This is a genomic window from Microcystis sp. M090S1, from assembly GCF_020246295.1.
Classification (GTDB): Bacteria; Cyanobacteriota; Cyanobacteriia; order Cyanobacteriales; family Microcystaceae; genus Microcystis; species Microcystis aeruginosa.
The window spans coordinates 21863-33524 of sequence record NZ_JADBTF010000348.1; the positions used below are offsets into that span (position 1 = coordinate 21863).

The 11662-nt window shown below is 44.7% G+C and carries 11 protein-coding genes; 4 read left to right on the forward strand and 7 right to left on the reverse strand.

The genetic code is table 11. The annotated features are described in order from the left end of the window. Positions 1-322 precede the first annotated feature (322 nt). Positions 323-598 carry a hypothetical protein gene (locus tag IM477_RS15545; protein WP_287732459.1) on the reverse strand — a complete coding sequence of 92 codons (276 nt, stop codon included), beginning with the start codon at positions 596-598 and terminating at the stop codon, positions 323-325. Between the two features lie 545 nt (positions 599-1143). On the opposite strand from IM477_RS15545, the gene cysS reads away from it, so the two are divergent. After that, positions 1144-2586 (forward strand): cysteine--tRNA ligase, encoded by a 1443-nt coding sequence (gene cysS, locus IM477_RS15550; protein ID WP_287732460.1) that lies wholly within the window; start codon positions 1144-1146, stop codon positions 2584-2586. On the opposite strand, the gene IM477_RS15555 is transcribed toward cysS, so the two are convergent. After that, positions 2569-4098 carry a glycine betaine ABC transporter substrate-binding protein gene (locus IM477_RS15555; protein ID WP_287732461.1) on the reverse strand — a complete coding sequence of 510 codons (1530 nt, stop codon included), beginning with the start codon at positions 4096-4098 and terminating at the stop codon, positions 2569-2571. The genes cysS and IM477_RS15555 overlap by 18 nt on opposite strands. Before the next feature lie 118 nt (positions 4099-4216). Between IM477_RS15555 and IM477_RS15560 the strand changes: the two genes are divergently transcribed. Beyond that, positions 4217-5221 (forward strand): CHAD domain-containing protein, encoded by a 1005-nt coding sequence (locus IM477_RS15560; protein ID WP_125730289.1) that lies wholly within the window; start codon positions 4217-4219, stop codon positions 5219-5221. Between the two features lie 12 nt (positions 5222-5233). Then, the gene (locus IM477_RS15565) at positions 5234-6667 is read left to right on the forward strand and encodes a bifunctional orotidine-5'-phosphate decarboxylase/orotate phosphoribosyltransferase (RefSeq protein ID WP_147069116.1); all 1434 of its coding nucleotides are present in this window, start codon (positions 5234-5236) and stop codon (positions 6665-6667) included. Between the two features lie 346 nt (positions 6668-7013). Here IM477_RS15565 and IM477_RS15570 read toward each other — a convergent pair whose 3' ends face one another. From IM477_RS15570 to carA, 5 genes are all read right to left on the reverse strand, one after another. After that, complete coding sequence (locus tag IM477_RS15570; protein WP_287674912.1) at positions 7014-7310, reverse strand: DUF1816 domain-containing protein; 297 nt, start codon at positions 7308-7310, stop codon at positions 7014-7016. A 112-nt stretch (positions 7311-7422) separates the two neighbouring features. After that, on the reverse strand, positions 7423-8289 hold the full coding sequence (gene rlmB, locus IM477_RS15575; RefSeq protein WP_287732462.1) for a 23S rRNA (guanosine(2251)-2'-O)-methyltransferase RlmB: 867 nt from the start codon (positions 8287-8289) through the stop codon (positions 7423-7425). A 43-nt stretch (positions 8290-8332) separates the two neighbouring features. Beyond that, a complete protein-coding gene (locus tag IM477_RS15580) occupies positions 8333-8749 on the reverse strand; it encodes a Mini-ribonuclease 3 (RefSeq protein WP_287732463.1) in 417 nt (138 codons plus the stop codon). 3 nt (positions 8750-8752) lie between these two features. Next, positions 8753-9103, reverse strand: a complete 351-nt coding sequence (locus IM477_RS15585) for an STAS domain-containing protein (protein WP_002793971.1) — start codon at positions 9101-9103, stop codon at positions 8753-8755. 74 nt (positions 9104-9177) lie between these two features. After that, positions 9178-10326, reverse strand: coding sequence for a glutamine-hydrolyzing carbamoyl-phosphate synthase small subunit (gene carA, locus IM477_RS15590; protein WP_287732464.1), 1149 nt, complete (start codon positions 10324-10326; stop codon positions 9178-9180). Positions 10327-10523: 197 nt separating this feature from the next. On the opposite strand from carA, the gene IM477_RS15595 reads away from it, so the two are divergent. Then, entirely contained in the window at positions 10524-11435 is a 912-nt protein-coding gene (locus tag IM477_RS15595) for a helix-turn-helix domain-containing protein (protein ID WP_287732465.1), read from the forward strand. The last annotated feature ends 227 nt before the right edge of the window (positions 11436-11662 follow it).

Below are 11662 nucleotides of genomic sequence, written 5' to 3' on the forward strand. Positions count from 1 at the left end.
TTTTAGTTCACTGTTTACTGATCACAACAAAAAGCGTTTGGCTGACGGGTGACGGCTTGGATGTGTAATTAATTTTGCTTAGGTACTTAACCAAATAATAGAGTTCTTGCATAATTAATTTTTGAGAGTGCAAAAATGAGAAAAATAGACATAAAATTGCATAAAACTCCTAAATAGAGCATTTAATTGATTAATGCTCATTTTTAATTCTCCTGACGACCGGCTACTGGCTCCTGACTCCTCACCTAACGGAAGATTTTTGATTTTTGCAAGAGGTCTAATTATCGCCTCTTTACAAAAGTACTGATAGTTGCAATTAATCCTAATCGACTTTTTCCAACTGCCAAAGAATTTGGTTTCCCTCGCGTCTGACCCGGGAGATTACCCAATTTCGCCACGGCCAATGGTCGCCTCGACTGGTAACGGCACCTGGATTAATATCCATTAAATCGGCCACTTCGGCGCTGGTAATCAAATAACCTCGATTGGCCACTTCATCGGCAATGCGTAGGGTTTCGATGAGATTTCTTAGCTGGCCAACTCTTTCTCCCCGGGGTAATTGGATTTCATCGCCAGCGCTATTAGGTGGTTCATTCATAGTTAGGGTCTGGTCAAAGTTTATTAACAATTAAAAATTGTCGGTTGAGGCAAACAATCAAGCTTTCCTCTCGTTATTCTATCGATTCTATCAATAATAGTTGTCATCAAAACAGTCCTATCTTCTCGAATCTTACCGTCATATCTTTACTAAAACCCTAAAAACCTCTTGACAAAAAACACAAAATATAGTAAAGAAATCAGGGTAAGCTCATCTTAGACAATCCTTGACAAAATGAACTTTATCTGAGTTGCCTACCCACGATTCAGGCATATTTGAGGAGAATTCGCCATCTCAATTGTTGAGCAACAATCGACCAAATAGGTCGAGTTCCTAACTATTCTGATTGACTGGTATCACTTGAAATGCCCATGCTTATCACCAAATTGGCCAATTGTCAATAGGGTTTGAGATGCGCTCACCCTGGGGAAAGTAATCAGTTATCACTGATAACTGATTACTGATAACTGATTACTGATAACTGATCACTGATAACTGCTATAAAATTGGACTAGCCTTTTTCCCCAGAAAAAAATTCCCCCTCCATGACCTTAATCCTCTACAACACCCTCAGTCGTCGCGAAGAACCCTTTACCCCCCTCATCCCCGGCATTGTCTCCATGTATTGCTGCGGCATTACCGTCTATGATTATTGCCATTTGGGTCATGCGCGTACCTGTGTGGTTTGGGATGTGGTGCGGCGTTATTTAGAGTATCTCGGTTATAAAGTGCGCTATATTCAGAATTTCACCGATATTGACGATAAAATTCTCAATCGGGCTAAAAATGAACATACCACCATGGCAGCCGTGGCCGAGAGATTTATCGAGGCCTACTTTGAAGATATGGCAAAATTAGGAGTCAGACCGGCGGACGCTTATCCCCGGGCAACTCATACCCTCGACGGTATCAAGCGCCTAGTCCATGAATTAGAACAAAAAGGCTATGCTTACCCCAGCGATGGCGATGTTTACTATTCCGTCCGTCGTTTTTCCGATTATGGCAAACTATCAGGGCGAAAACTGGATGATCTGCAAGCCGGCGCCAGCGGCCGGGTAGAAACCGACGACCCGGAAGCAGTTAAGAAACAAGACCCCTTTGATTTTGCCCTCTGGAAGGGGGCAAAATCGGGGGAACCTAGTTGGGATTCTCCCTGGGGTCAAGGTCGTCCGGGGTGGCATATTGAATGTTCGGCCATGGTCAAAGAACAATTGGGAGAAACTATCGATATTCATGTGGGGGGAAGTGATCTAATTTTTCCCCACCACGAAAACGAAATCGCCCAAAGTGAAGCGGCTACCGGTAAACCTCTGGCCCACTATTGGTTACATAATGGCATGGTCAAGGTGGCAGGGGAAAAAATGTCGAAATCCCTCGGTAATTTCATCACTATTCGCGAGTTATTGGCAAAATATGACCCCTTAGCCGTGAGATTATTAATTTTAGGCGCCCAATACCGCAAACCGATCGATTTTTCCGATGAGGGATTGCTGGCGGCCACTAATGGCTGGCATACTTTACAAGAGGGTTTATCCTTTGGTTATAAGCATCTTCAGCAAGATAATCCTGGAATTACTGACCAAGAGCTAGAAAATCGCTTTCAAGAGGCGGTAAATCACGATTTTAACTTTGCCGGTGGTTTAGCGGTGTTATTTGAAATCGCTAAGGAATTACGCAAGGAAGGTAATAATTTAACCCATGCGGGTAAGACAGACAGCAATCTGGCCCAATTAGCGGTAAAATGGCATACTTTGGTGAAATTGTCTAGGGTTTTGGGCCTAGAAATTGCCGCCGACCAGAGGGAAAACCCTGTTTCTGAGGGAATTAGTGCAGCGGATATCGAAAATCTGATCCAACAACGGACAGAGGCAAAAAAAGCGAAAAATTACGCCGAAAGCGATCGCATTCGCGCAGAATTAAAAGCCCAAGGCATTAGTTTAATCGACCAACCCGGGGGAGTCACTAAATGGTTAAGAGAGGGAGACTAGAAATTCTTTAACCACTTCCTCCACCCTACGATCGCGTCCATCCACCTGATAGTTTAATTTCTGCATAGCTGTGGAGGTAATTTTGCCGGTGAGTTTGTCTAAAACCTGTCGCAATTGCGGATATTTTCGCAAACTATCCAGGTTAAAAATCGGTACCGCTTCGTAGGGAGGAAAATAGCGTCGATCATCTTCTAGGATGACTAAATCTAGCACGGGAATTAAGCCATCGGTGGAATTTCCCGCCACTAAATCCACTTGTTTTTCGGCTAAAGCGCGGTACATTAACCCTAAATCCATCACTTTCGGGGGTCCGGCAAAATTTAGCCCGTAGGTCTTCGCTAATCCCTTGTAACCGTCTTCCCTTTCCAAAAATTCATAACCAAAACCCGCTTGCCAATTGGGGGTATATTTAGCCACTTGCGAGAGAGTTTTCAGATTGTATTGACTGGCGGTTTCTCCCCGGATAACAATGGCGAAAGTATTCTCGAATCCTAAACTGGGAAAGACTTCTAGATTAAATTTTTCTGGATAAATCTCCTGCAGCTTTTCAGAGACTAATCGGGCATCGTTAAGGGGTTTTTCTTGCAAAATTCCCGTGAAAGCCGTGCCAGAATACTCCACATAACCGTCGATTTTACCCGCTTTCACCGCTTCATGACAGATCAGAGTACCACCGAGATTAAATTGACGCTCAACCCGTAAATTCGTCTCTTTTTCGATTTCCTGTGCCAAAATTTCCCCTAAAATCACCTGTTCAGTAAAATTTTTGGAACCGATCACCACTGTGCCGGGGGATGAATGGAAAATTTGAGTCAAGAGGAAAGATAGCAGGGCCAACCCGATTAAACCTAAGCCCCATTGCCATTTAGAGGGCTTTTTCGGACGTTGCGAAGGGGAAAAGGTCTTTTCTAGCCGACCGAGACTCCAATCGGCAACAAGGGCTAAAAAAGCGGCAGGAATTGCCCCCGCCAAAATTAACTGATTGTTGACCGTGGCAATACCGCGAAAAATAAACACTCCCAAACCACCGCCACCGATGGCAGCTGCGATCGTGGCCACACCGATAGCAATCACCGTCGCAATTCTCACTCCTGCCAAAATTGTCGCCCTGGCCAGGGGTAATTCGATATAGCGCAGGATTTGACCGTCGGTCATGCCTAGGGATAACCCGGCTAATTTTAATTCGGGATCAACTTTTTTGATGCCCAGATAGGTATTTAAAACAATTGGCAGTAAAGTATAGAGAGTTAGGGCAACAATAGCGGGAATTTTGCCGATTCCTCCCAAAAAAGGCACGGAAATTAAAAAACCAAATAGGGCTAAACTGGGGATAGTCTGTAGGGTGTTAACGATCGCTATAATTGGTGGGGCGAGAATAGCTTGACGACTAATTAAAATACCTAGAGGAATCCCGATTAAGCTACCCATAGCCATGGCTATTCCCGTCAAGAAAAGATGCTCTCCAGTGCGAAAAGCGATTTCCCCCGCATAATCTAGCCAAAAACTATCCATAAACTTCTCTTAAAGCGGCTGCTTCATCCTATTGTGTAGAATAAATGGGATCTATTAGTTCCAGTCTTTATTTAAAGATTCTATCACCATCTTGACATTATTTCCTCGCTAAAGACAAATGACTAACAAATTTAATCCTCGGGCTAAAACTGTTGCCGATTGGGCCTATATCGGTATTGATAAACATTTTCATAAAGTTCTTAAACACGAAGCTGGGGTTTTACTCGATCAGGATACGGAAGAATTACATCAAATTCGTGTGGGAATGCGCCGTCTTCGCAGTACCTTAACCGGTTTTGCCCCCGCTTTAACCATGCCGAAATCTGCCGACCAAAAACGGGTGGGTAATCTGGGCAGAATTTTAGGAGAATTGCGGGATTTAGATGTGTTAAAATCGGCTTTTGTCGGCCATTATCAGCCAATTTTACCACCGAAAGAACAGGATTTACTGAAGAAAGTTTTACAAGTTCTCGAACACCGAAGGGAGAAGGCTTTTGCTAAGGTAGAAAAACTCTTAAAGTCCGATAAATTTCTCAATTTTAAGGCAGATTTTGCCAGTTGGTTGGATAATCCCACCTATCAACCGATTGGAAAATTAGATATTGCCACAGTTTTACCAGACTTATTATTACCGCAAGCGAGTCGCTTTTTACTCCATGAAGGCTGGTTAGTTGGGGTAAATTTAGAGGACTATAAAAGATTACGAGAGTTTTCTAGTCAAGAAATTGATGACTTATTGGAAAAAGAAGGATTATTACTGCACGATCTCCGTAAAGAAGCCAAGCGTTCCCGCTATAATATGGAGTTATTCCCTCAGTTTTATGGCGACAAATATCGAGAGTATCTAGAAGATATTAAAAACCTTCAAAGTATTCTCGGAGAAATGCAGGATTGTTGTGTTCTCTCGGCTTTTCTTAGCCAAATTTTCCCTAATTGTCTTGCCAAGGAAATGCCCACCTTACTAGAAATTTTCCGAAATATCCGTCACCAAAAATGGCAAGAATGGCAACCTCTACAAAAGAAATTCCTTGACGCTGACACCAGAAAAAGTCTGCACCAGACAATTTTACAGCCTATTTTTCGGCCAAATAGTGTAGAATTAGAAACTAATCCAGAATTCTGAGATTAGAAACCGATGAATTTTTTTCAAAAGTTAAACCACGCCATTAGTCAAAACCAGACTCTACTTGTCCTCGGTTTAGATGCTAACCCCGAAATGATGCCCTCCACCCCGGGAGAATTAATCGTTAATTTAGAACAGTGGCTCAAGTTTATTATCGATGAAACTGCCCCTTTTGTCTGTGCCTACAAACCAACTTTAGGCTTTTATCAAGCTTTGGGAGCGGCAGGGTTAGAATTATTACAGCGAATTTTAACGGCAATTCCCGATCATATCCCGGTAATTTTGGATGCTAAACACGGCGATATTAATACTAGCAGTATTTTAGCCGAGACTATCTTTAAAACTTGGCAGGTGGACGCGGTTACTCTCAATCCCTACTCCGGACAGGATCACGTTGCTCCTTTTTTAGTTTATCCCGAGCATGGCGCTTTTATCCTTTGTCATACTTCCAATCAAGGCGCGATTAATCTGCAAGAATTCCCCAGTCGCGACAATCCTTTTTATCTGCAAGTCGTCAAAGAAGCTTGTACTTGGGGAACTCCCGAACAAGTATTTTTAGAAGTGGGAACCACTCAACCGGAGATTTTGAAAAAAATTCGCAATTTTGCCCCCGAAAGATTGATTTTATTACGCAGTATTTGGGAAGACAAAAGTAAATTCTCCGAGTTAATTACTGTGGGTTTAAATAGTCATGGCGAGGGTTTATTAATTCCTGTACCCCAAGACTTTTTATCTCAACCCGATTTGGGGGCAAAAGTCAAGGATTTACGCGAGGAAGTCAACAAAATTAAACAAAATCACCAGCAAGAATCGAGCGGAGATGATACTTGGACTGCTAACGTTTGTCTTTTAAAACAACATCCTCATCAGGATTTAATTCTACAATTATTTGATATTGGTTGCTTGCTGTTTGGCGATTATGTGCAAGCATCGGGAGAAACTTTTTCCTATTATATTGATCTGAGAAAAATTATCTCTAATCCTAATATTTTTCAGCAGGTAATTGAAGCCTATGGAGAAATATTAAAAACCTTGACATTTGACCGCATTGCTGGTATCCCCTACGGCTCTTTACCTACAGCCACGGGTTTATCTTTATTATTAAATCATCCGATGATTTTCCCCCGCAAAGAAGTAAAAGCTCACGGCACAAGAAGAGTAATTGAAGGTAATTTTCAAGTGGGGGAAACCGTGGTAGTGGTGGACGATATTTTAATTTCTGGCAAAAGTGCGATCGAGGGGGCAGCAAAGATTAAATCGGCGGGATTATTAGTTAATGATATCGTGGTTTTTATCGACCATGGTGGCCCTGTTAAAGAGAAACTTCGTAGTCATGGTTATCAAGCTTATTCGGTTTTAACCCTGGCAGAAATTACCGATACTCTCTACGAAGCGGGAAGGCTGACAGAAGCAGAATATAGCTGTTTTTTAAATCGCTCCCATTGATATTTAGGGTTTGCGGCAAAAAGTAGGGGCGAAGCATTCGGATAGAATATCTAGGGTTTCACCGATAGGTTATTGCCCGAATGCTTCGCCCCTACAGGACGCGGGCCGATGAAGAGGCCAGGTTTTGAACCACGATTCTCTCAAAATCTTGCACCTGTGGGAGCGAAACAGAACCCTAAAACCCTTACCTCGTCTATATTTCACATTTATTCAGCAAGCTCTACTTAGTTTCTAGCCTTCTTTTTCGGTAGGAGAATCGCCGAATCCTTTCTTGGAGCCTTTTGCCTTTTGCCTGTTGCCTGTTGCCTTCAGAAGCTGATTACTGATTACTGATCACTGAAAGTTGTTAAGAAGCTTGACTGCCTAAGACCTTTAGGGTATTCAGGAGCTTGATTTCTTCTTTTTCCTCAAAAATAGTTAAATCTTCGGGTTTACAACGTTTTATATGCAATTTAATCCCCTGCGCTCCTTCTGTTTTCAAATCTTCTTCGTAACCAGCTTGAGCGACTTCAGCCTCGTCTTTAGCGAGAAAAGGACCGAAATAATAAGTACATCTGGGATAGTCGGTTTTAATCTCGACCCAGTAGGCTAATCCGAACATTTCCAGTAAGCTAATCAAAAATTCTTTCATTTCGTTCCCCATCTAAATCTACTCTGGTGGTTTTGTCACGTTTGTTTACATTTCGCAAACTTCCTTCCTATTCTATTTATACTTTTTCCTTTTGGCTATTGGGAGTGTCTAAAAATACAGATTTTCAGTCGGGGGAATTTTGCCAGCGTTGACGGTAAACTTCATAAAGAGCCATACCCGCCGCCACCGAAGCATTGAGACTGGGGGTTTTGCCTGCCAAGGGGATAGATACCAACTCATCGCAGGACTTTTGGGTCAACAGACTCAAACCCTCTCCCTCCGAACCTAGCACCAATCCGATCGCACCCGTTAAATTAATTGTGTGCAAGGATTTACCACTTTTTGCCGCCGTGCCGTAGAGCCAAAAACCCGCCGCTTTTAATTCCTCTAAAGCACGATTGAGATTAACCACCCTGGCCACAGGTAAATATTCCAAGGACCCCGCCGCCACTTTCATCACCGTCGATGTCACCCCAGCGGCCCGACGTTGGGGAATAACTACCCCCTGACAACCCATGGCTTCGGCGGTGCGAATAATTGCCCCAAGGTTATGGGGATCCGTAATACCTTCAGCGATGACGATGACGGGGTGGCGACTTCTGCCCTTAGCTTTCTCGATCAGATCGGCTAATTCGATATACTCATAGGGAGACATCTGGGCGGCAATCCCCTGATGATTGGCCTTATTGGTAATCTGATCGAGACGCAGATCATCCACCTCATCAATTACCGTGCCGTTGGCCTTGGCTTTTTCTAAGAGGGTATGATAACGGGGATCGTAACGGAGTCGATTGACCACCCAAATCCGATTAAGTTGGCGCTCCTCCTCCATGGCCGTTAAAACCACCCGGCGACCGTAGAGCAGATCATCAGCTTCTTGGTTTTCTGGAGTTACTGCCGGGGATTTAGCCAGAATTAGCCCGGTTTTCGGCCGCGAGGGCCGGCGAAAATTACTATTATCGGACTTGCCACGAAATGGTCGATCGCTCATGATTGGATGGATTAAGAGTAAAGTCGGGAATCGTCCCTGAGGGCTATAATTCTAGTTTTTCTAATAGTTGATGTAATCTTGATGGGTCTTGCAGATAAAGATAGCCGAACAGGGTTTCTAAACTGCTGGCCTGCTGATAGACTTGGGCTGTCAGACGACGGCGTTTTCCCGTGACCGCATTGCGTCCCCGGCGCAGAATTTCTTTTTCTTGGTCCGTCAGATAGGGCTGCAGTTGTGCTAAATCTAAAGCCTGTTGTTCGGCCCTGACTTTGCCCACCACCTGAGCGTGATAGTCTCCCAGACGCTGGGGCGGCAGTAAATAATAGGTGCGGATGTATAATTCATAAACAGCATCCCCTAGATAGGCCAGAGAAGCAGGCGATAATCGGTCAAGACCCTCTAGGAGTTGTGACCCCTCGCCACTTAGCTGTAAGCGAATTTGTTCGAGAGGAGATTCCACGATTTACGCTTTTTCCAGATATTTGATCGCCGCTTCCAGGGTGGGTTGCAGGGAAAAAAACTTCTCCAATCGCACCAGTTTTACGGTTTGAGTTACCCGGGGATTGGTAACAATTTGTAAACTGCCCCCTTCGGTTTTGGCCTTTTTCACTAATTTTACTAGGGCCCCTAAACCGGAGCTATCGATAAAATCAATCTGAGCGAGGCTAATAATCACATCCTTGGGACCTTGCTCCACATAGCCTTCGATCACCTTACAAAAAGTCGGTTCGGAAAAGGCATCTAAAAGACCCGTCAAACGGAAAATTTGGTACTTATCTCTGACCTCACGCGTGCCTCGCAAGCTGACGGTCAAGTTAATTGCTTCTGGAATAATCGCCTCCTAGCTCTAGAGCCGTAAAAATCAAAACCCTAGTATATCCTAAAAATTTACGACCGATCCTTTTTTGCTTGCCGCATTAAATCGACAAATTTGCCAAACAGATAATCGGCATCGTGGGGGCCGGGACTGGCTTCTGGGTGGTATTGTACCGAGAAAAAGGGCAAAGACCTGTGTTTTAAACCCGCTACGGTGCGATCATTGAGGTTGAGATGGGTAATCTCCATTTGCGGATTTAAAGAAGCCTCCTGCACGGCAAAACCGTGATTCTGACTGGTAATTTCCACCTGTTGCCGCAGTCCACAGGGTTGATTTAACCCGCGATGGCCAAATTTCAGTTTAAAGGTTTCTGCTCCTAGGGATAGCCCCAAAATTTGATGACCCATACAGATGCCAAAAGTGGGTTTTTCCCCTTGTAAAAGTTGCTTGGCTAGGGCAATACCTTCGGTGACAGCCGCCGGATCTCCCGGTCCGTTAGAAAAGAAAATACCATCGGGATTATAGGCGGCGATTTTTTCCGGGGGAGTGTCGGCGGGAACCACGATCACCCGACAACCGTAGCTGGCTAAACGCCGGAGAATATTGCGTTTGATGCCAAAATCGATCGCCACCACCGTTAACGGTTCTTGATCACTATCAATTGGCGCAAATTCCCAGGCGGACGGGGTTGGAGTCGTCCATTCGTACACTTCCTTGGTGGTAACTTCTTTAACGAGATTTAACCCCGCCATACTGGGGGCCGCCTGCACTAGCCGCAGTAAATCGTGATAATCGAGTATTTCCGTAGAAATTGCCCCATTCATCGCCCCAACAGAGCGAATTTTGCGGGTCAGAGACCGGGTATCGATGCCATAGATGCCAATAACATGATGATCGGCCAGATAATCCGGTAGGGATTGGGTAGAACGCCAATTACTGGGCCGGTGGCAGATATTTTTGGCGATCGCTCCTTTCACCTGGGGACGAATTGACTCCTCATCCTCGGGGTTAACCCCCGTATTTCCCAATTCCGGATAGGTAAAAGTGACGATTTGACCGGCATAACTGGGATCGGTGAGGACTTCCTGATAACCAGTCATCCCCGTGTTAAAGACAACTTCGCCGACGGTGGTTCCCTTGGAGCCGAAGGAATAACCCTCGTAAACCGTACCATCGGCCAGAACTAATAAGGCTTTTTGACTAGCAGCACTTGATATCATCGTCAATTTTTTAATCTTGAGTAGTGGTGAGAAACAGAAGTCAAGGATAGACTAGAACAGGGACTAGAAAACGAATTGCTTAGTTTTAATTGGCTAGAGCGTTTTATGATTAAGAGTACATCCGCTCAAGGACAACAGCTTCCCCTGACTAGCCATCGGCAAGATCCTATCGCTTAAAAAATAACTATATAAGTAATATGAGTGCAAGAAAACTGACTGATGCCACGAAAAAAGAAATTCTTAAGCTTTATCGGGAAACGGAGGCCACCACTTCCACCTTAGCCGAGCGTTATGGCGTGAGTAGTTCTACTGTCAGTCGTTTTCTCAAAAATTCTTTTTCTAGCGAGGAATACGAGCAATTAATCCAGAAAAAACGCTTGGCCCGTAATCCTCGTGGCCTCGAGGCGGAGGGAGCAGCAGCGGATTTATCGGAAAAAACGATCGAGGTGATTGGTTTTCCGGTAGCCCACATCGCAGCTAAGGATGAGCAGGATTTTCAGCAACCGATCGCTGCTGTGGAACAATTAACTCTGTTAATGGATAGCTCTTACCCGCCAGAAGCAGATCATTCGGAAGATATAGAAATTAATGGCGATAAACCACTAGAAGACGCTAATTTAACCGAGTTTTTCGTCGAAGCTATCGAGGAAGAGGAGGAGGAAGATGAGCTTGACGAGGATTGGGATGAGGATGAAGATGAGGAGGATGAAGATGAGGAGGATGAAGATGAAGATGAAGACGAGGAGGAGGAGGAACTAGCGGGGAGCTATTTAGGCCCGACTATCGTTAAAACAGCCCAATTACAGATATTACCCCTATCGGCGGCGGCTTTTCCCAAAACCTGTTACTTGGTCATTGATCGCGCTGCCGAATTAATCACCCGTCCCCTCAAGGATTTTGCCGAATTGGGTAAGGTTCCCCCTCAGGAAATCCAGCAGCGCACCCTCCCCATCTTTGAAAGTCATCGCATCGCTCGTCGTTTCTCCAAGCGCAAGGAAAAAGTGATTAAAGTTCCCGACGGTCGCCTGATCGAAAAAGCTCACGCTCAACTGGAAGCTAAAGGGATCACCCGTCTGCTCATGGATGGTCGTATCTACGCTTTAGAGTAGGGAATTAGGGGATAGGAGACTGAAAAGTCTCCTCCGAACCCTTTGCTGAGGGTGGAGACTCTCGCAGTTGAGAGAGTTCAGCTTAGTTGACATCCTCGCCGCACTTTTAGGGCGGCGATTCCTAAACCTCACGATTTAAGTTTCTGCTTCCACCACCGTCGCATACCACAGTTAAAAAACCATGTACTGTCTTACACAGAGTCCACAGACTTTCGCCCCATTTCAGA

What these genes read in the sequence shown, in the direction of transcription:
- IM477_RS15545 (WP_287732459.1), bottom strand. Translation starts at nt 598, where the DNA reads ATGAATGAACCACCTAATAGCGCTGGCGATGAAATCCAATTACCCCGG.
- cysS (WP_287732460.1), top strand. Translation starts at nt 1,144, where the DNA reads ATGACCTTAATCCTCTACAACACCCTCAGTCGTCGCGAAGAACCCTTT.
- IM477_RS15555 (WP_287732461.1), bottom strand. Translation starts at nt 4,098, where the DNA reads ATGGATAGTTTTTGGCTAGATTATGCGGGGGAAATCGCTTTTCGCACT.
- IM477_RS15560 (WP_125730289.1), top strand. Translation starts at nt 4,217, where the DNA reads ATGACTAACAAATTTAATCCTCGGGCTAAAACTGTTGCCGATTGGGCC.
- IM477_RS15565 (WP_147069116.1), top strand. Translation starts at nt 5,234, where the DNA reads ATGAATTTTTTTCAAAAGTTAAACCACGCCATTAGTCAAAACCAGACT.
- IM477_RS15570 (WP_287674912.1), bottom strand. Translation starts at nt 7,310, where the DNA reads ATGGGGAACGAAATGAAAGAATTTTTGATTAGCTTACTGGAAATGTTC.
- rlmB (WP_287732462.1), bottom strand. Translation starts at nt 8,289, where the DNA reads ATGAGCGATCGACCATTTCGTGGCAAGTCCGATAATAGTAATTTTCGC.
- carA (WP_287732464.1), bottom strand. Translation starts at nt 10,326, where the DNA reads ATGATATCAAGTGCTGCTAGTCAAAAAGCCTTATTAGTTCTGGCCGAT.
- IM477_RS15595 (WP_287732465.1), top strand. Translation starts at nt 10,524, where the DNA reads ATGAGTGCAAGAAAACTGACTGATGCCACGAAAAAAGAAATTCTTAAG.